Here is an 18,572-nt window from a genome sequence, read left to right on the forward strand (position 1 = left end):
GAGTTACAGCAAACCGACGCTTTTCAGCGCGCGCTCCACCACCGGGCGGGCGGCTTCGCTCAACGGCGTCATCGGCAGACGCAGCGTGTCGGTCGCCATCAATCCCAACGCCTTACAGGCCCACTTCACCGGAATTGGGTTTGCTTCTACAAATAGATCCTGATGCAACGGCATCAAGCGCTGATTTAAGCGGCGCGCTTCGGCAAATTTGCCCTGCGCCGCCAGCGCACAAAGTTCCGCCATCTCGCGCGCGGCCACGTTGGCCGTCACGGAAATCACCCCTTTGCCGCCCAGTTGCATGAAGTCCAGCCCGCTGGCGTCGTCGCCGCTCAGCAAAATGAAGTCTTCATCGTCAACCAGCACTTGGATCTGACTAACGCGACTTAAGTTCCCCGTCGCTTCTTTTACAGCAACAATATTCTTGATTTTCGCCAGCCGCGCGATGGTCGGCGGCAGCATGTCGCAGCCGGTGCGCGAAGGCACGTTGTACAGGATCTGCGGCAGTTCTGTGCTCTCGGCGATCGCCTTGAAGTGCTGATACAGCCCTTCCTGCGTCGGCTTATTGTAGTACGGCGTCACCGTCAGACAGCCCGCTACGCCGGTATTGGCGAAGCGGGTGGTGAGCGCGATGGCTTCGGCGGTGGCGTTGGCGCCGGTGCCGGCGATCACCGGAATGCGGCCGGCGGCCAGCTCCAGCGTCTGCAGCACCACGTCAACATGCTCGTCATGGGCAAGCGTTGCGGACTCGCCGGTGGTCCCTACGGAAACGATCGCCGCGGTGCCACTGGCCACATGATAATCGATCAATTTTTTTAGGCTCGCGCGATCGACAGCACCTTTGTCGTCCATCGGCGTAACCAGTGCAACAATACTTCCCGTAAACATTGGCCGTCCCCTCCACAAACAAGTCACTCATGGTACTTTTGCTGCCTATCCAAAAGCAAGCGCACAACCGCGTTGTAAGCGCTTGGCAGGCGGTTTTTTTTATGTTTACCATGGTAACCCCATTGAGCACGACAGGAAGCGCCATTTTGCCTCAGTCAGACGAACACTATCTCGTGATTACCGCGCTCGGCGCCGACCGCCCCGGAATCGTCAATACCATCACCCGCCACGTCAGCAGTTGCGGATGCAATATCGAAGATAGCCGTCTGGCCATGCTGGGGGAGGAGTTCACGTTCATCATGCTGCTGTCCGGCAGCTGGAACGCCATTACCCTGATCGAATCCACCCTGCCGCAAAAAGGTGCGGAGCTGGATCTGCTGATCGTGATGAAGCGCACAAACTCGCACGAAAGGCCACCGATGCCGGCCACGGTGTGGGTGCAAGTCGACGTGAAGGACTCGCCGCACATCATCGAACGTTTTACCGATCTGTTCGACGCCAGCCAGATGAATATCGCCGAACTGGTCTCACGCACGCAGCCGGCGGACGGCGACCTGCCGCCGCAGCTGTATATCCAAATCACCGCCCACAGCTCCGGCGATCGGGACGCCTCAAATATTGAGCAAGCCTTCCATCGCCTATGTACAGAATTGAACGCGCAAGGCAGTATTAGCGTGGTGAACTATCCACAGCATGATGAGAAAGATGGAGAGTAGTGATGAGCCCATTGAAAGCCGGTGACACAGCGCCGAAATTTAGTTTGCCTGACCAGGACGGTGAGGAAATTAATTTGGCCGACTTCCAGGGACAGCGAGTATTGGTTTATTTTTATCCGAAGGCGATGACACCGGGCTGCACCGTGCAAGCCTGCGGCCTGCGGGACAACATGGACGAGTTGAAAAAGGTCGGCGTCGAAGTGCTGGGCATCAGCACCGACAAACCGGAAAAACTGTCGCGCTTCGCCGAAAAGGAGCTGCTCAACTTCACGCTGTTGTCTGATGAAGATCATCAGGTGTCACAACAGTTTGGCGTGTGGGGCGAGAAAACCTTCATGGGCAAGACCTACGACGGCATCCACCGCATCAGCTTCCTGATCGACGCCAAAGGCAAGATTGAAAAAGTGTTTGATGATTTCAAAACCACCAATCACCACGACATCGTTCTGAGCTACCTGCAGCAGTAATGCTCACGAAGCGCAGCGGCCCGCTGCGCTTCGTTTCTCCCCATTCAGCCGGTCTTGTCTTCCGCATCCACCCGCAGTTCATCCGGCCAGGCGTGGATCACCGCCTTCACCAGGGTCGCCAGCGGTATGGCGAAAAACACGCCCCAGAAGCCCCACATCCCACCGAACACGATCACCGACAGGATAATCACCAGCGGATGCAGGTTGACCGCCTCGGAGAACAAGATGGGCACCAGCAGGTTGCCGTCCAGCCCCTGCACCACCAGATAGGCGACGATCAGCGTCCAAAAATCGGCGCCGACGCCCCATTGGAACAGCGCCACCACCACCACCGGTATGGTGACCAGCACCGCGCCGATATAGGGGATCAGCACCGAGAAACCCACCAGCACCGCCAACAGCAGCGAGTAGCGCATGTCCAACACGGCGAACACCAGGTAGGTCGCCGCGCCGACAATCACCATCTCCAGCACCTTGCCGCGGATATAGTTGGTGATCTGCTGATTCATCTCGTTCCAGACCTGCCCCGCCAGGCCGCGATTGCGCGGCAGCACGCGGCGCACCGCGTTCAGCAGCTGTTCTTTGTCTTTCAACAGGAAGAACATCATCATCGGCACCAGAATCAGGTAGATAGCCAGCGTCAATAGGCCGACCAGCGACGCCAGCGAGAATTTCACCACCGATTCGCCCATGCCGGACAGCCGGCTGCGCAGGTTTTCCGCCATCATGTCGATGATGCCGGCATCCACCAGCGCCGGGTAACGCTTCGGCAGCGTCGCGGCGAAGTTATAGAACTGGTTGAGCATGCCCGGCAGATCGCTCATCAAATTGATGCCCTGCTGCCAGGCAGTCGGCGCCACGACGAACACCAGCAGCATGGCGACGCCCGCGAACACCAGCAGCATGATGCTCGCCGCCCAGGTACGCGAACAACCAATGCGCTGCAGGCGCGCGGTCGGCCACTCCAGCAGATACGCCAATACGATGGCGACCAACAGCGGGGTCAGAATGCCGTGCAGAAAATAGAGAATGAGGAAGCCGGCGACCAGGATCACCAGCAGCGCGATAGCCTGCGGATCGGTGAAACGGCGGCGGTACCACTGTAATAACATCTCCAGCATCAGAGCGGGCTCCTCGAGGTTTGACGGGCGGGCATGGCGATTCCTGTGATGGGCCTGATTAAAGCATAGAACGGGCGCACGCGGGGGGTGCAAAGCTCTCAGAGTACTCAAAGTTCGCCATACATCAACAGCGATTTGGCTGATTTTATCGCGCCGGCGGGCGATCGTCGCAAAAACCCGCAAACGCCGTGTCAGGCGGGGTGATCGGCCCCGTCCGGGGCCGTGGAAGATTACAGCGAGGTGCTGATGGAGAGAGGCGTACAGACCGCCAGTGCAAATAACAACACACAGCCGATCGCGATCGCCGCCGCCAGATCACTTTTCATGGTCCTAACCCTTGGTGCTTAAGCTGATTATTGCCGCGAACTCTGACGGTTCTCTCGCGTTGACGGCCTTTTCCGATGCATCCCATTAAAAACCCCCGCCTGGGCGGGGGAGAAAACGTTCTGGTGCATCAAGTATTACAAGGAGGTCATGAGGGATTGCTAACCCTAAATGACTATTTCAAGCTAGGATTATTCCCAGAGCATGGCAAGCGATCGCGCCGAGGTTCTCCGCACTTTGAGATAAACCTCATAAAAAAATCCCGCACGGCAGCGGGATTAAGGGATGATAACGTCATGAAATTTTTATGTGGACAATGAAGCGATATTGTCGTCATTTGGCGACAATACCGCGCCGTCACGGCAGCCACAAGGGAAATCTGACCACCTTAAGGAAATCAGATTTTCCCCAATAAACCCGAGTGCCAGCCGCTCAGCATCAACGAGAAGAAATGAGATTTTCGTCAGACAGCCGCCGCACAAAAACCGGTAGCATGGTCGGCGTAGTCCCAAACGTCGTAGGGGGAGAGATGTACAAAAAGCCGTTTGAGTTTGATGAAGCGATCTGCCAGGCGATTGGGCGGGGCGTCTGCGAAATCGTGAAGGTCGGGGACGAAATCAGCGTCTTCTCCTTGCTGGAGGCCATCGAAAGCTTCATCGAGCGGCGAGCACTCAGCGAGAGTGAAGTCGCAGCGGCGGACGACGCGCTGGATTTGATCACCGGTTTAGTCCGCCGCCAGTGCTGACGCCCTTTACGACGCGCAGCCGATAAGCCGTTTCTCTACCGTTATGCCGGGCATCATTTGCCGTAAACCGGCGATCAGTTCGTCACCCGCCGCATGCAGGGCCGACAACGGCATCGCCGGCAGGCTCTCCAGGATAAACCACATCCGCTCGGCTTCGGCGCTCAAGCGGGTTCTGACGCCCTGACGCCAGTTCCAGCGGCGGCAGGTCACGCCGCTATCGTCGCGCCAAACCACCTCTCCCGCCTCCGGCGCCTCGTGGACCACCGCCCCGTCCTTAACGGTGTCAAACAGCTCGCTGCCATCGGCGACGATCAACCGCGGCTCACCGACATAAGCCGCAATATTTTCGCCCCCCACCGGCACCGCATAACGGATACTGACAGCGTTGTAGAGATCGACCACCGGATCGATACTGGGCATCGCACCGTCGCGCAGCGCGCGCTTGCGCAAGGCCTCGGCGGAACAGGGCGTCCGCTTCGGTTTGGCGCCAAATTGCGTGAACAGCTCGCTCCAGGCCGCGAGGTGCGCTTCGGCCCAAGGCGCATCTTCCACGCCGAGGCGCCGGCAGGCTTGCGCCAATGCCTGCTCCCCTATGCCCGGATTCATCATGGGAGCTGCGGTCACGCTGATGCTTAACGCCCTGAAGCCGGGGGCCAACGCGGCGACGGCCGGGTCGATTGACGGAACGACTAAAATCATTGGATAATCCTATAATGACCGTTTTATTACATGATATTGACCGATGAAAGAAAAAGTCAACAGGCCGATCGAGTTCGGCGCAGACGTGCAAACCGTCAGCGAAGCGGTGTCACGCCGCATCAAACAACAGCGAAAAAGCCAAAAGCTGTCGCTGGACGAGCTGTCGCGCCGGGCCGGCGTCAGTAAGGGCATGCTGGTGGAGATCGAAAAAGGTGCCGCCAATCCCAGCATCGCCATTCTGTGTAAACTCGCGGCGGCGCTGGGCTTGTCGGTGGCGGATATCGTCAACGTCACCAGCGCGCCCGCCGCCTATTTGATTGAAAGCCAAGAGATCCCCACGCTGTGGCGCGGCGAACGCGGCGGTTCGGCCCGTCTGCTGGCTGGCACCCGCGGCCCGAACATGATAGAACTTTGGCGCTGGGAAATGCCGCCGGGGGAAGCCTATGAGTCGGCCGGTCATCCGGCGGGCACTTTCGAGCTGCTGCACGTCGAGCGAGGCACCTTGAGCGTTGTCGTCGAGAATACCGAACTCAGGATTACACCAGGCTGTTCGGCGGTCGCCAGAACGGACGGCCCGCACCGTTACGCCAACGAGAGCGAAGATACGCTGATTTTCACCATGACGGTCGCCGAACTGCACGCCTGAGCGGTGGCCCTGAATTAACCACTGAAACAGGAGCAGAAACACCATGACGACGCCTTCCCCATTGGTCTGGCAGCGTGCAGATTATCTCGTCAGTACCGATCCCGCCCAGCTGGATCTTGATGCCATCCATGCGTTTCTGACCCGCTCGTCATGGGCGGAGGGGATCGACAAAGAGACTGTCCGCCAGTCCCTCGCCCACAGCCTGTGCTTCGGTTTGTATCACGACGCCAGGCAAATCGGTTTCGCCCGTCTGGTTACCGACTACGCCACCTTCGGCTATCTGTGCGACGTTTACGTGCTGGAGGCGTATCAAAAAAGCGGGCTGGGCCTGTGGCTGGCAGAGTGTTGCCAGGCCCATCCGCTGATGGCGACGCTACGGAGAATCATGCTGGTCACCAGCACCGCGCCCTGGCTCTACGAAAAAGTGGGCTACACCGCCATCAACAGCCCCGACTTTGTCTGGCAGATCGCCCGGCCAGACATCTACCGGCGGTAGCATTTTTCCACAGCCCAACCGCTATTTCAGCGCCTGCTCGGCCAGTAGCCCGAGGGCGATGACGATCATCGCCACGCCGGAGATGCGCCCCACCATCTTCGCGGCCTGCGGGCGCGTACGCAGCACCGACTGCGAACCGAATCCCACCAGTAGATATACCAGGCCACAGCTGATCAAATGCACGGCGCCCAGCGCCAGCATCTGCATCGGCACCGACCATTCGGCCCGGGCGTCGGTAAACTGCGGCAGCAGCGCCAGAAACAGCAGAAACACCTTGGGGTTCAGCCCGCTGACGCACACGCCCTTGCCGGCCCAACGCAACCAGGAATCGGAGCGCTGATCCTCACCGGCACCGGGCACCGGCGGGTGCAACAACATATTGAAACCGATCCACAGCAGGTAAGCCGCCCCCAGTAAGGTGAGCGCCGTCAACGCCAGCGGGTTGCCGACCAGCAGCGCACCCACGCCCGCCACCACGATCGCGATCATCAGCAAGTGGCCGAACAGCAAACCGGCGACGGCGGGCACCACCACCCTGCCGCGAATGCCCGCCGAGATCACATAAGCCCAATCCATACCCGGTGTGATCACCAACAAAATCGACACCGCCCAAAAAGCGGCGAACAGAGCGAGCGTCATGCCGACGCCCTCCCAGACGCACTGCGCTGCACCGAACAAAACATCATTGCGCTTTCCTCGTGGAAGAAGAACGGCCGCCCGCCTGCCGCGGCGGCCGTCGAAACCGTTCAACAGATGGCAAGAATATCCTCAAGGCGTTAAAATGTGCTTTCAATTACTTGCCTGAAATCGGCATAAGTGGGGAAATTCTTCCAAATGGATAAGATTGATCGCAAGATTCTTGCTGAACTGCAGGCGGACGGGCGTTTGTCGGTGACCGAGCTGGCCGAGCGGATCGGGTTGAGCGTCTCCCCCTGCCACCGCCGGGTGCGTGCGCTGGAGGAATCCGGGGTGATCAGGGGTTACCGCGCCCAGCTCGATCCCGGCAGCCTGGGCTATAACTTTTCCGCCCTGGTGTTCGTCACCATGCGCGAAGGCGATCGCCGCGCCGTTGAAACCTTCGAAAACGCCATGATGGACATTCCACAGGTGGTGCAGGCGCAGCGGCTGTTTGGCGATCCCGACTATCTGCTGCACGTAATCGCCCGCGATCTGCCCGCTTTCCAACAGCTTTACGACGAGAAACTCTCCGCCCTGCCGGGCGTGCAGCGCCTGAGCTCCACGCTGGTGATGAAAACCGTGGTGCCGGAGCGTTCGTTCCTGCCGCTGGGCAAATGACGACGGGAGCGTTGCCGCTCCCGTTTTGACTTCCTTAAGGCACAATCACGAAATCCGGATTGGCGACGGCGAACAGCGCCTCGCGATCCGCCGCCGGTGGGTAAATCCACTGCGTGTTGATCTCCTGCTTAATCTTTTTGCCTTCCTGACGGGTAAAGCGCACCTGGCGTTCCCAACCTTCGGTATACAGCGCGCCCCAGGGCCCCAGGTCCAGGCAGGTCACATACTTCGGCTGGCTGTACGGGTGCGTCGGCAACCCCGCCAGCTCCGCCGCCGCATTGTGGCCGGCCACGCGGCCAAGGCTCATCGCATGCTGGCAGGTCATCAGGTTGTGGTTGCCGAGATCGTCGGTCGCCGCCTTCACCGTATCGCCGGTCACAAAAATGCCCGCCGCCGCCGGCGCGTGCAGGAAGGCATCGCCGATCACCCGGCCGCTGCCGTCGCGCTCGCCGGGGATCTGCTCGGTCAGCGGATGCGCTCGCACGCCCGCCGCCAGGATCACCGTGTTGGCGGCGATGCGCTCACCGTTCGACAGCATCACCCCCTCAGCGTCGATAGCCGAGACGCGCAGGCCGGCTCGCGCTTCCACGCCACACTCCGCCAGCGCCTGGCGAATCACCGCCCCCGGCTCCGCGCCCATTCCGGCACCCACTTCCGGCGCGCTATCGACGATCACCACGCGCACGTTCTCGTCTTTGCCCAGCGCATCCCGCAGCCGCTGCGGCATCTCCGCCGCGCTCTCCAGCCCGGTTAGCCCCGCTCCCACCACCACGGCGGTGTTGCGCGCCGGCGTCGACGGTTTGGCCGCCAGCGCTTTGATATGGGCATCCAAACGCTGCGCGCTTGCCAGCGTATCGACGTTGAAGCCGTATTCGGCAAAGCCCGGCACCGCAGGCACGGAGAGCCGACTGCCGGTGGCCCACACCAGGCGGTCGTAGACCAGCTCAAGGGATCCCCCCGTCGCCTGCGCCACCGTGAGCGTTTTGGCGGCGGCATCGATGCGCTCTACCGCCCCGGCCAGGTGGCCCACGCCGACGGCGGTGAGCTGCGCGGAAATATCCGGATTCATATTTTCCAGCACCGCTTCATACAGGCGCGGCCGGATGGTGACCGTTGGCGTCGGCGAGACCATGAGCACCTCGATATCGTCATGCTTACCGGCGAGGGTAATGGCGCGCATGGCGGACACGGCGGCCCAAAAACCGGCAAAACCGGAACCGGCAATCACTATTTTCTGCGTCATGGGATGACTCCTTCATACAGGGTTAACCGGGCGATAAGGCTGCCCGCAGTTTTTTCGGATGAACGATGCCGTTCCGCTCCCGTAGCAGGGTGCAGAAGGCCCGCCCGCCCCTTCCGAAGAGGCGGGAAAAAAGTGTGTTTGGCTTTAAGGAAAGGTGGTGGTTAGGTTTTGGCGCGCGCCGTTTTGCCGCTGCGCGCGGTGCGTTCCGTCATGCGCTCGTCGAGCCAGAGGTTGACCTCACCGAAGAAGCCCTGCGGCGCTTTGCGGCCAAAGCGGGCGGCGACGGCGCCGAGGGTCTGCGCCGCCAGCGCGTCGCGCATCGCTTTCTCCGCCTGCAGCATCACCGCATGGATAGCACATTTGCCGGAGACCGCCCAATCCGGCGGGGAATCATCGAACACCGCGCAGCGCCCGCGCACCTCCTGGCAATCGAACAGCGGCTTATGCCCTTCGATGGCATCGATAATCTCGAGGAAGCTGATCTCGTCCGCCGGACGGGCCAACCGGTAGCCGCCGCGCACCCCTTCGCTGGCGGCGACGATGCCCGCTTTTTCCAGCTTGGGGAAAATCTTGGCCAGAAAGCTGGGGGAGATGCCCTGCAACTCAGCGAGTTCGCGGCTGCTGAGCGCGCGCTGGTTATCGCCGACCAGCCACAGCAGGCAGTGGATGCCATATTCAACGCTGGTTGTGATGTACGCCATGTGTCCGTTTTCTACCGTCAATGAACCTTCAATAACGCAGACTATATGAGTCTGCGTTTATCTTGTCAATAAAACACGGATCAACTTTGTCCGTGTTTTATTGACAATGCACGCCGCCGGCGACGTAGAAAGCGCCCTTCAAAATGAAAAATAAAACTTTTTTGCCCGATTCGCGCCCGGCTAACGTTTCCTTGTCGCCTGCGGCTGACTATGATGTGATGGGTGCTGCCGCCGCGGTTTGTGAGCCGCCGCACTTTCGCGCGGATTGCGCCGTGGGAATAAAGAACTCTTGTCTGCTGCTGACGTCTTAGAAATGATTATTTAAGGGAAACGCCTGACTATGACCAACCGGTTGACCAAAACCGCGTTAGCGGTGCTGCTGCTCGGCACGCTGAACGCCACCGCCCTGGCACCAGCACAGGCGGAAAGCCAGGACCAGTTGCCGGATATGGGCACCTCCGCCGGCGGCACCCTGAGCATCGGACAAGAACTGGCGATGGGCGATTTCTACGTGCGCCAACTGCGCGCCAGCGCCCCGCTGATCAACGATCCGCTGCTGAGCCAGTACATCAACCAACTGGGCAACCGGCTGGTGGCCAGCGCTTATTCGGTGCGCACGCCGTTCCATTTCTATCTGGTGCGCAACGACGAGATCAACGCCTTCGCCTTCTTCGGCGGCAACGTGGTGCTGCACTCCGCGCTGTTCCGCGTCAGCGACAACGAAAGCCAGCTGGCTTCGGTGCTGGCGCACGAGATCTCGCACGTCACCCAGCGCCACCTGGCGCGCGCAATGGAAGATCAACAGCGCAACGCCCCGTTGACCTGGGTGGGCGCACTCGGCTCGATCCTGCTGGCGATGGCCAACCCGACCATGGGCATGGCGGCGCTGAGCGGCACCCTGGCCGGCACCCAGCAGGGCATGATCAGCTTTACCCAGTCGAACGAACAGGAAGCCGACCGCATCGGCATTCAGGTGCTGCAACGCGCCGGTTTCGATCCGGAAGCGATGCCCGATTTCCTACAGAAGCTCTCCGATCAGTCGCGCTACGCCTCCAAACCGCCGGAAATGCTGCTGACCCACCCGTTGCCGGACAGCCGCCTTTCCGACGCGCGCAACCGCGCCAACCAAATGCCGAAACACATCGTGCAATCCTCGCAGGATTATCTGATGGCCAAGGTGCGCGCACTGGGCATGTACAGCTCGGAAGGCTATGGCCTAAACGAAGAGCTGCTCGGTTCGCTCAGCAAGGGCAACGTGCGCGAACAGGCGGCCGCCAAATACGGCCGCGCCATCCTGTTCTATGAAGCGAAAAAGTATGACGACGCGCGCAATATCATCCAGCCGATGCTGGCGCAGGATGCGAAAAACGTCTGGCTGATCGATCTGATGACCGACATCGATCTCGGCCAGAAACGCGCGCCGCAGGCCATCGCGCGTCTGCAGGCGGCCAACGCCGCCCAGAACAACAACCCAGTGCTGCAGCTCAATCTGGCCAACGCCTATGTCGAGGGCAACCAACCGACGCAGGCATCGAAGATCCTGAACCGCTACACCTTTGCCCATCCGGACGATCCGAACGGTTGGGATCTGCTGGCGCAGGCCAGCGCCGCCCAAGGGTTGCGCGATGAAGAGCTGTCAGCCCGCGCCGAAAGCCTGGCGCTGACCGGCCGGCTCGATCAGGCCATCGGCCTGCTCAGCAACGCCAGCTCGCTGCAAAAACTCGGCAGCCTGAAACAAGCGCGCTACGATGCGCGCATCGACCAGCTGCGCCAACTGCAACAGCGCTTCCGCCAATACCAGCGCAGCTGATTCAACAAGGAATGAACGCCATGAAAAACGTCACGATTTACCACAATCCACGCTGCTCCAAGAGCCGTGAAACCCTGGCGCTGCTGGAGCAGCACGGTGTCGAACCCCAGGTGGTGTTGTACCTTGAAACGCCCCCGTCGGCCGATGAGCTGAAAAAGCTGTTGAAAGAATTAGGCTTCACATCCGCGCGCGATCTGATGCGCAAAAAAGAAGACCTGTACAAGGAATTGAAGCTGGCGGACGACAACCTGAGCGAAGAACAGCTGCTGGCGGCGATGACGGCGAACCCGAAACTGATCGAACGCCCGATCGTGGTGAAAGGCAGCAAGGCGCGTATCGGCCGGCCGCCGGAGCAGGTGCTGGAGATTTTGTAAATTCGAATTCGGGCGCGGACTGTCGCGCCCTTTCTTTTGCGGTAGCCGCTACAGCCCCAGGATCTCTTTAACAAACGGGATGGTCAGCTTGCGCTGGGCGGTGATCGAGGCGCGATCGAGCTGATCAAGGGTCATAAACAGCGTGCGCATCTCGCGATCCAACCGTTTCAACAGGAAACGGCCCACGTCTTCCGGCAGCTCGAAGCCGCGCAGTTTGCCGCGCAGCTGCAGCGCCAACAGTTTCTCTTCATCCGACAACGGTTGCAGCTTGTAGATCTGCCCCCAGTCCAGACGCGAAGCCAAATCCGGTAAACGCAGATTCAACTGACGTGGCGGGCGATCCCCGGTGATGAACAACCGGGTGCGACCGGTTTCCAGAATGCGGTTATAGAGGTTGAAGATCGCCATCTCCCACTCTTCGTCACCGGCGATGCATTCGATATTGTCGATGCAGACCAGCGCCAGCTGCTCCATACCGTCCAGCACTTCAGGCACAAAGTAGGCGCGCTTGTCGAGCGGCACATAGCCTACCGCTTCCCCCTGCTGCGAAAGCTCGGCGCAGGCCGCATGCAGCAGATGGCTGCGCCCGCCGCCTTCACGCGACCAAAAATAGATGTAGCTGCCATGTTCCTGTCGGACGGCGGATTGGATCGCGGCTAATAGGGATGGGTTCTCGCCCGGATAAAAACTGGCGAAAGTTTCATCATCGGGAAGATAAAGTGGCAGTGAAAGCTGTGCCGGCGTATTCAGAGAAGCACCTCAACCAAAACTGGCAGAAAAACGCGGGCAGTTTAACACAGAAAACGGGCGCTGTTGAACCGGCAGGATCTTATGCCGCAATAGTGAACAATGCCTAAACGTCGCTTGATCGGCTACACCGAACCCTACGGCCAGAATAATCCGATATTACGCTCTAACCCCCTGCCTAGGCTGGCGAAATTTGTCATTTAAGCCAAATCTGACCTAGTATAAGTAGGCAAAACGCAATCACTATCAACAAGGTTTCTGCAAGGATATAGACGATGAAAGTATGGAATAAAGTGCTGTTGGCTTCCTTTATCGGATTGTTGGTTGCCGGTTGCGATGACTCGTCCAAGGTTGATGCCAAGCTGGATAAGGCCAAAGACAGTGCAGAACAAATGAAAGACGCCGCCCAGAAAAAAGCGGACGATTTGACGGACAAAGCGAAAGCCGCGGCGGATGAAATCAAAAAAGAGGCCGCCGCGCAGGCAGATCAGTTGAAGGACAAAGCCTCCGCGATCAAAGACGAAGCGGCCAAGCAGGCGGACGCCATCACCAACGACGCCAAAGCCAAGGCCGCCGCGCTCAAAGAGGACGCCGGTAAACAGAGCCGGCAGTGGGTGGATCAGGCCAAGGCCATCAAAAATGACGCCATCAACGGCGCCAACGATCTGACCGAACAGGCCAAGGCGAAGACCGAAACCATCAAGAACAGCGCGGAAAACCAAGCGCACGCGTTGAAACAAGAGACCGATGCGGCGGTGAACGGCGATACGCAGCCGGCCACCCAGCAGTAAGCCATACTCAGCCACCAAGAGAGGTACAGCAAATGGGGATTATTTCCTGGATTATCTTCGGCCTGATCGCCGGTATTCTGGCTAAATGGATCATGCCGGGCAAAGATGGCGGCGGCTTTATCATGACCATCGTGTTGGGGATCGTCGGCGCTGTGGTCGGCGGCTACATCAGCACCTTCTTTGGTTATGGCAAGGTTGACGGCTTCAACTTCGGCAGCTTCGTGGTGGCCGTGATCGGCGCCATCGTAGTGCTGTTCGTGTACCGCAAAATTCGCAGCTGAGCATTCGCCATAGGTAAAAAGGGCAGCCCCTGGGCTGCCCTTTTCGTTACTTCTGCTCGGCCGTTTCGTCCGGCGCATCGAGCACGTCTTCTTCCTTGCGGAACAGGCTGATCGCCTTGAACAGCAGGCTCAAGCCGATACCGACGATGGTGGCCAGCGCCATGCCTTTCAGCTCCGCCGCGCCGATATGCACCTTGGCGCCGCTCACGCCGATGATCAGGATCACCGAGGTCAGAATCAGGTTTTGCGCCTTGTTGTAGTCCACCTTGGATTCGATCAACACGCGAATGCCCGAGGCGCCGATCACACCGTACAGCAGCAGGGAAACACCGCCCATCACCGGCACCGGCACCGCCTGGATCGCCGCCGCCAATTTGCCGATGCAGGACAACAGGATCGCCAGCACCGCCGCGCCGCCGATCACCCAGGTACTGTAGACCTTGGTGATGGCCATGACGCCGATGTTCTCGCCGTAGGTGGTGTTCGGCGTGGAGCCGAAGAAGCCGGAAAACACCGTCGAGATACCGTTGGCGAACATCGAGCGGTGCAGGCCCGGATCGCGGATCAGGTCTTTCTTCACGATGTTGGCGGTCACCACCAGGTGGCCGACATGCTCGGCAATCACCACCAGCGCCGCCGGCAGAATGGTGAAGATGGCGAACCACTCAAAGCGCGGGGTGTAGAAAGTCGGCAACGCGAACCAATGTGCCTCGCGGATCGGGGTCAAATCCACCACGCCCATGAAGAACGACAGCGCATAGCCCACCAGCACGCCGATCAGGATCGGGATAATCGCCAGGAAGCCGCGGAACAGCACAGAACCGAGCACCGTGACCGTCAGCGTCACCAGCGAAATGGTGATGGTGGTCGAGTCGGCGCTGGTGCCCTCCGCCGGCAACAGCCCCGCCATATTGGCCGCCACGCCTGCCAGCTCCAGGCCGATGACGGCGACGATCGCCCCCATCGCCGCCGGCGGGAACATCACGTCCAGCCAGCCGGTGCCGGCTTTTTTCACGATCAGCGCCACCAGGCAGAACAACACACCGCACATGATGAAACCGCCCAACGCCACTTCGTAACCGAGCGGCAACAGCAGCAGCACCGGCGAGATAAACGCGAAGCTGGAGCCGAGGTAAGCCGGGATCTTGCCTTTACAGATGAACAGATACAGCAGCGTACCGATGCCGTTGAACAACAGCACGGTCGCCGGGTTGATCTTGAACAGGATCGGCACCAGCACGGTAGCGCCGAACATGGCGAACAGATGCTGGAAGCTGAGCGGAATGGTCTGGAGCAGCGGCGGGCGCTCGCTGACGCCGATGGCGCGACGGGTCATGTGTGCTTTTCCTCTGAGTCATTAATCGTTATGCAAACTGAATTGTCTATGCTCAATGGATTTCAAGTTACAGCTCGGCGGCCAGGGCAATAATCCCCAGGAGCTTATATCAAATAAGTGACTGGGGTTATTGCCTGCAGCCAACAACGCTGTAGCTTGAAAGACGAAGAGCATAAAAAAGCCGACTCGTTAAGTCGGCTTAAATGTTTACTTGGTACCAAATATCTTGTCGCCCGCATCGCCCAGGCCTGGCACGATGTAGCCCTTCTCATTCAGGCACTGATCGATGGAAGCGGTGTACAGCTCAACGTCCGGGTGCGCTTTCTCCAGCGCGGCGATGCCTTCCGGCGCCGCGACCAGTACCAACACCTTGATGCTGTGGCAGCCGGCTTTCTTCAGCAAATCGATAGTGGCGATCATCGAACCGCCGGTAGCCAGCATTGGGTCAACGACCAGCGCCATGCGCTCTTCGATGTTGGAAACCAGCTTCTGGAAGTACGGCACCGGCTCCAGGGTTTCTTCGTCGCGGTATACGCCAACGACGCTGATACGCGCGCTCGGCACGTGCTCCAGCACCCCTTCCATCATGCCCAGGCCTGCGCGCAGGATCGGCACCACGGTGATTTTCTTCCCTTTGATCTGCTCCACTTCAACCGGCCCGCACCAACCTTCGATGGTGACTTTTTCCGTCTCCAGATCGGCGGTCGCTTCATAGGTCAGTAAACTACCCACTTCTGAGGCCAGCTCACGGAAGCGTTTGGTGCTGATGTCATTTTCGCGCATCAGGCCAAGCTTGTGTTTTACCAGCGGGTGTTTCACCTCAACGATCTTCATCATTTTTCTCCTATTAAGGTGGTTGCGGCCAAAAAAATCGCGGGATTATACCTCCTTTTTTTCGCCGCGCCACCCACAATAGTCCGATCGGGATCAACAAAAGTTTGAATATCAGTATAGATGACGAAAAAGCGGAGCCGGTTCACAAGCCGCTCGCAAACGTTTGCCTGCGCTGTTAGAATTGCCGCGCCTTATTCCGGAATCAACATCGGAAGCACAGTTTTCAAACCGCAAACCGTCGTGGGGAATCGCGCAGTGACCGACAAAACCTCTCTCAGCTATAAAGACGCAGGTGTCGATATCGATGCAGGCAACGCATTGGTAGACCGCATCAAAGGTGTAGTTAAACAGACCCGTCGCCCGGAAGTGATGGGCGGTCTGGGCGGGTTTGGCGCCCTGTGTGCGTTGCCGCAGAAATACCGCGAGCCGGTGCTGGTTTCCGGTACCGACGGCGTGGGCACCAAGCTGCGTCTGGCGATGGATCTGAAACGCCACGACACTATCGGCATCGATCTGGTGGCGATGTGCGTCAACGATCTGGTGGTTCAGGGTGCCGAGCCGCTGTTCTTCCTCGATTACTACGCCACCGGCAAACTGGATGTGGACACCGCAACCAGCGTGATCACCGGCATCGCCGAAGGCTGCAAACAGTCCGGCTGTGCGCTGGTAGGCGGCGAAACCGCTGAAATGCCGGGCATGTACCACGGCGAAGACTACGACGTGGCCGGTTTCTGCGTCGGCGTGGTCGAAAAATCCGAGATCATCGACGGCAGCAAAGTGCAATCCGGCGACGCGCTGATCGCCCTGGGCGCTTCCGGCCCGCACTCCAACGGCTACTCGCTGGTGCGCAAAATCCTGGAAGTGAGCAACACCGATCCGACCGCCACTCAGCTGGAAGGCAGACCGCTGGCCGACCACCTGCTGGCGCCGACCAAGATTTACGTGAAGTCCGTGCTGGAGCTGATTGAGAAGACGGACGTCCACGCCATCGCTCACCTCACCGGCGGCGGCTTCTGGGAAAATATTCCGCGCGTGCTGCCGGAAGGCATGCAGGCGGTGATCGACGAAGCCAGCTGGCAGTGGCCGGCGGTGTTCACCTGGCTGCAGCAGGCCGGTAACGTCAGCCGTCATGAAATGTACCGCACCTTCAACTGCGGCGTGGGCATGGTCATCGCCCTGCCGGAAGCCGAAGTGGAAGCTGCAATCGCGCTGTTGACCGCGGCGGGTGAAAAAGCGTGGAAAATCGGTAAACTGGCCGCCTCTTCCGACGAACAACAAGTGGTCATCAACTGATGAAAAAGATCGTGGTGTTGGTCTCCGGCCAGGGGAGCAATCTCCAGGCGCTGATTGACGCCTGCCAGCAGGGCCGCATCGCCGCCGAGATCGTGGCGGTATTCAGCAACAAGGCGCAGGCTTACGGCCTTCAGCGCGCCGAGGCGGCGGGCATCGCCGCTCAGGCGCTGGATGCCAAGGCTTACGCCGATCGCGCGGCGTTCGACGCCGCGTTGGCGGACGCCATCGACCAATACCAGCCCGATCTGGTGGTGCTGGCCGGCTACATGCGCATCCTCAGCCCGCAATTCGTGCAGCGCTATGCCGGCCGCCTGCTGAACATCCACCCTTCCCTGCTGCCGAAATACCCGGGGCTGCATACCCATCGTCAGGCCATCGACAACGGCGACAGCGAGCACGGCACCTCGGTGCACTTCGTGACCGAACAACTCGACGGCGGCCCGGTGATCTTGCAGGCCAAGGTGCCGATTTTCCCCGGCGACGAAGAGGATGAGGTGATCGAGCGGGTGCAAACCCAGGAACACACTCTCTATCCGTTGGTGGTGAGCTGGTTCGTCGACGGCCGCCTGGCGATGCGCGAAGGCGCCGCCTGGCTGGACGGCGAGCGCCTGCCGGAGCAGGGCCACGCCGCCGACTGACACGGTGCACTCTGAACCTTGCCTAAACGGCGCCCGCGCGGCGCCGTTTTTTTTCGCCCTCATCCACTCGCTGAAGTTATACTCTGCACAATTTCACGGTACAGAGGAGCCCACATGTCCAGCACTGCCAGCGTCAGGTTACGCCCATTGGAACGGGACGATCTGACGTTCGTCCACCAGATGGACAACAACGCCAGCGTTATGCGCTATTGGTTTGAAGAACCCTACGAAGCCTTTGTCGAGCTTTCCGATCTCTACGACAAGCATATCCACGACCAGAGCGAACGCCGCTTTATCATCGAGCACGAAGGCGCCAAGGTTGGCCTGGTGGAGTTGGTGGAGATCGACCACATCCACCGCCGCGCAGAATTTCAGATCATCATCGATCCCGCCCACCAAGGCAAAGGCTACGCCAGCACCGCCGCCCGTCTGGCGATGGACTACGGCTTCTCGGTGTTGAACCTGTACAAGCTGTACCTGATCGTCGACAAGGAGAACCCGAAGGCGATCCACATCTACAGCAAGCTGGGCTTCAACGTGGAAGGCGAACTGATCGACGAGTTCTTCGTCAGCGGCGAATACCGCACCGTGCTGCGCATGTGCATCTTCCAGCCACAATATCTGGCGAAGTTCAAAACGCCGGGCGATAAACCGCTGGTGAAGTGACGTTTAGCGAGAAAAAAGAGAAAACCCGCACAGGCGGGTTTTTTATTGGAAAATAAGTGACTAGTATTAAGGCAGGCTATTTTTCGCCAGAAAATAGCCTGATGAATTCGGAAATAAATAATATTTAGCCGAGAGAATTAATCGAACAATAATTAATAGTGATAGTAAGAGTTACCCTCTGCCTCTACAAAGGAAAAATGCCATGACGACCGTCTCAAACCTGCTGCTTTTTATCGGCCTGGCGATGCTCGCCATAGCCGCCGGCCTGAATACCTATAGCGGCTACGCCTCCGCAGATCCCAATAGCACCCCGCTGTTTTCCCCGCTCTGGTGGACGCGCTGGTTCCCGCTCTATGCCTCGGGCGGTGCGTTGCTGCTGGTGGGGCTGGTGTTGCGGGTTTCGGGGCGGGGACGTTAACGATTTATAAGTCAATATCATTAAACCATATTGTGAAGTAGCCTA

Annotated in this window: 24 protein-coding genes; 15 read left to right on the forward strand and 9 right to left on the reverse strand. The window is 59.4% G+C overall.

Annotated elements, in window-relative coordinates; genetic code table 11:
* Window positions 1-3 precede the first annotated feature (3 nt).
* The gene (gene dapA / locus BHU62_RS14925) at window positions 4-885 is read right to left on the reverse strand and encodes a 4-hydroxy-tetrahydrodipicolinate synthase (protein ID WP_073532701.1); all 882 of its coding nucleotides are present in this window, start codon (window positions 883-885) and stop codon (window positions 4-6) included.
* A 110-nt stretch (window positions 886-995) separates the two neighbouring features.
* Here dapA and BHU62_RS14930 point away from each other — a divergent pair, with 110 nt between their 5' ends.
* Together BHU62_RS14930 and bcp are read left to right on the forward strand one after the other, a co-directional pair.
* Window positions 996-1,601: a glycine cleavage system transcriptional repressor gene (locus tag BHU62_RS14930; RefSeq protein ID WP_415915714.1), complete on the forward strand. Its 606-nt coding sequence runs from the start codon at window positions 996-998 to the stop codon at window positions 1,599-1,601.
* A 2-nt stretch (window positions 1,602-1,603) separates the two neighbouring features.
* Window positions 1,604-2,068: a thioredoxin-dependent thiol peroxidase gene (gene bcp / locus BHU62_RS14935; RefSeq protein ID WP_064291279.1), complete on the forward strand. Its 465-nt coding sequence runs from the start codon at window positions 1,604-1,606 to the stop codon at window positions 2,066-2,068.
* A gap of 44 nt (window positions 2,069-2,112) precedes the next feature.
* Here the strand turns inward: bcp and BHU62_RS14940 are convergent, their stop codons facing one another.
* Window positions 2,113-3,189, reverse strand: coding sequence for an AI-2E family transporter (locus tag BHU62_RS14940; RefSeq protein ID WP_073532703.1), 1,077 nt, complete (start codon window positions 3,187-3,189; stop codon window positions 2,113-2,115).
* Window positions 3,190-3,964: 775 nt separating this feature from the next.
* On the opposite strand from BHU62_RS14940, the gene BHU62_RS14945 reads away from it, so the two are divergent.
* A complete protein-coding gene (locus BHU62_RS14945) occupies window positions 3,965-4,258 on the forward strand; it encodes a hypothetical protein (protein ID WP_236720679.1) in 294 nt (97 codons plus the stop codon).
* 6 nt (window positions 4,259-4,264) lie between these two features.
* On the opposite strand, the gene BHU62_RS14950 is transcribed toward BHU62_RS14945, so the two are convergent.
* A complete protein-coding gene (locus BHU62_RS14950) occupies window positions 4,265-4,957 on the reverse strand; it encodes a B3/4 domain-containing protein (protein WP_073532705.1) in 693 nt (230 codons plus the stop codon).
* Between the two features lie 43 nt (window positions 4,958-5,000).
* Here BHU62_RS14950 and BHU62_RS14955 point away from each other — a divergent pair, with 43 nt between their 5' ends.
* Both BHU62_RS14955 and BHU62_RS14960 read left to right on the forward strand, forming a co-directional pair.
* Window positions 5,001-5,603, forward strand: coding sequence for a helix-turn-helix domain-containing protein (locus BHU62_RS14955; protein ID WP_073532706.1), 603 nt, complete (start codon window positions 5,001-5,003; stop codon window positions 5,601-5,603).
* 43 nt (window positions 5,604-5,646) lie between these two features.
* Window positions 5,647-6,099, forward strand: a complete 453-nt coding sequence (locus BHU62_RS14960; protein ID WP_073532707.1) for a GNAT family N-acetyltransferase — start codon at window positions 5,647-5,649, stop codon at window positions 6,097-6,099.
* A 21-nt stretch (window positions 6,100-6,120) separates the two neighbouring features.
* Here BHU62_RS14960 and BHU62_RS14965 read toward each other — a convergent pair whose 3' ends face one another.
* Window positions 6,121-6,738 carry a LysE family translocator gene (locus tag BHU62_RS14965; RefSeq protein WP_073532708.1) on the reverse strand — a complete coding sequence of 206 codons (618 nt, stop codon included), beginning with the start codon at window positions 6,736-6,738 and terminating at the stop codon, window positions 6,121-6,123.
* A 195-nt stretch (window positions 6,739-6,933) separates the two neighbouring features.
* Between BHU62_RS14965 and BHU62_RS14970 the strand changes: the two genes are divergently transcribed.
* Window positions 6,934-7,395: an Lrp/AsnC family transcriptional regulator gene (locus BHU62_RS14970; protein ID WP_033635506.1), complete on the forward strand. Its 462-nt coding sequence runs from the start codon at window positions 6,934-6,936 to the stop codon at window positions 7,393-7,395.
* Window positions 7,396-7,429: 34 nt separating this feature from the next.
* On the opposite strand, the gene BHU62_RS14975 is transcribed toward BHU62_RS14970, so the two are convergent.
* Window positions 7,430-8,638 (reverse strand): NAD(P)/FAD-dependent oxidoreductase, encoded by a 1,209-nt coding sequence (locus BHU62_RS14975; protein WP_073532709.1) that lies wholly within the window; start codon window positions 8,636-8,638, stop codon window positions 7,430-7,432.
* A gap of 161 nt (window positions 8,639-8,799) precedes the next feature.
* Complete coding sequence (locus tag BHU62_RS14980; RefSeq protein ID WP_004941666.1) at window positions 8,800-9,339, reverse strand: RrF2 family transcriptional regulator; 540 nt, start codon at window positions 9,337-9,339, stop codon at window positions 8,800-8,802.
* Between the two features lie 340 nt (window positions 9,340-9,679).
* On the opposite strand from BHU62_RS14980, the gene BHU62_RS14985 reads away from it, so the two are divergent.
* Together BHU62_RS14985 and arsC are read left to right on the forward strand one after the other, a co-directional pair.
* Window positions 9,680-11,149 (forward strand): tetratricopeptide repeat protein, encoded by a 1,470-nt coding sequence (locus tag BHU62_RS14985; RefSeq protein WP_073532710.1) that lies wholly within the window; start codon window positions 9,680-9,682, stop codon window positions 11,147-11,149.
* 20 nt (window positions 11,150-11,169) lie between these two features.
* The gene (gene arsC / locus BHU62_RS14990) at window positions 11,170-11,523 is read left to right on the forward strand and encodes an arsenate reductase (glutaredoxin) (RefSeq protein WP_073532711.1); all 354 of its coding nucleotides are present in this window, start codon (window positions 11,170-11,172) and stop codon (window positions 11,521-11,523) included.
* 48 nt (window positions 11,524-11,571) lie between these two features.
* Here arsC and hda read toward each other — a convergent pair whose 3' ends face one another.
* Window positions 11,572-12,273 (reverse strand): DnaA inactivator Hda, encoded by a 702-nt coding sequence (gene hda, locus BHU62_RS14995; protein WP_048325292.1) that lies wholly within the window; start codon window positions 12,271-12,273, stop codon window positions 11,572-11,574.
* On the opposite strand from hda, the gene BHU62_RS25000 reads away from it, so the two are divergent.
* From BHU62_RS25000 to BHU62_RS15005, 3 genes are all read left to right on the forward strand, one after another.
* A complete protein-coding gene (locus BHU62_RS25000; RefSeq protein ID WP_139282289.1) occupies window positions 12,189-12,380 on the forward strand; it encodes a hypothetical protein in 192 nt (63 codons plus the stop codon). The genes hda and BHU62_RS25000 overlap by 85 nt on opposite strands.
* Window positions 12,381-12,545: 165 nt before the next feature.
* A complete protein-coding gene (locus tag BHU62_RS15000) occupies window positions 12,546-13,061 on the forward strand; it encodes an E3 ubiquitin--protein ligase (protein WP_073532712.1) in 516 nt (171 codons plus the stop codon).
* A 32-nt stretch (window positions 13,062-13,093) separates the two neighbouring features.
* Entirely contained in the window at window positions 13,094-13,342 is a 249-nt protein-coding gene (locus tag BHU62_RS15005) for a GlsB/YeaQ/YmgE family stress response membrane protein (RefSeq protein WP_073532713.1), read from the forward strand.
* 46 nt (window positions 13,343-13,388) lie between these two features.
* On the opposite strand, the gene uraA is transcribed toward BHU62_RS15005, so the two are convergent.
* Both uraA and upp read right to left on the reverse strand, forming a co-directional pair.
* Window positions 13,389-14,678, reverse strand: a complete 1,290-nt coding sequence (uraA, locus tag BHU62_RS15010; RefSeq protein ID WP_073532714.1) for a uracil permease — start codon at window positions 14,676-14,678, stop codon at window positions 13,389-13,391.
* 207 nt (window positions 14,679-14,885) lie between these two features.
* Window positions 14,886-15,512, reverse strand: coding sequence for a uracil phosphoribosyltransferase (gene upp / locus BHU62_RS15015; protein WP_088776057.1), 627 nt, complete (start codon window positions 15,510-15,512; stop codon window positions 14,886-14,888).
* Window positions 15,513-15,767: 255 nt separating this feature from the next.
* Between upp and purM the strand changes: the two genes are divergently transcribed.
* The 4 genes from purM to BHU62_RS15035 all read left to right on the forward strand — a co-directional run bounded on the left by purM (window position 15,768) and on the right by BHU62_RS15035 (window position 18,527).
* Window positions 15,768-16,805 carry a phosphoribosylformylglycinamidine cyclo-ligase gene (gene purM, locus BHU62_RS15020; RefSeq protein ID WP_073532716.1) on the forward strand — a complete coding sequence of 346 codons (1,038 nt, stop codon included), beginning with the start codon at window positions 15,768-15,770 and terminating at the stop codon, window positions 16,803-16,805.
* Window positions 16,805-17,443, forward strand: coding sequence for a phosphoribosylglycinamide formyltransferase (gene purN / locus BHU62_RS15025; protein WP_073532717.1), 639 nt, complete (start codon window positions 16,805-16,807; stop codon window positions 17,441-17,443). The genes purM and purN overlap by 1 nt, the downstream gene beginning before the upstream one ends.
* A 114-nt stretch (window positions 17,444-17,557) precedes the next feature.
* The gene (gene speG / locus BHU62_RS15030; RefSeq protein WP_073532718.1) at window positions 17,558-18,109 is read left to right on the forward strand and encodes a spermidine N1-acetyltransferase; all 552 of its coding nucleotides are present in this window, start codon (window positions 17,558-17,560) and stop codon (window positions 18,107-18,109) included.
* Between the two features lie 202 nt (window positions 18,110-18,311).
* Window positions 18,312-18,527, forward strand: coding sequence for a hypothetical protein (locus BHU62_RS15035; RefSeq protein WP_073532719.1), 216 nt, complete (start codon window positions 18,312-18,314; stop codon window positions 18,525-18,527).
* Window positions 18,528-18,572: the final 45 nt, after the last annotated feature.

The organism is Serratia marcescens, assembly GCF_001902635.1.
GTDB classification, from domain to species: domain Bacteria; phylum Pseudomonadota; class Gammaproteobacteria; order Enterobacterales; family Enterobacteriaceae; genus Serratia; species Serratia marcescens_F.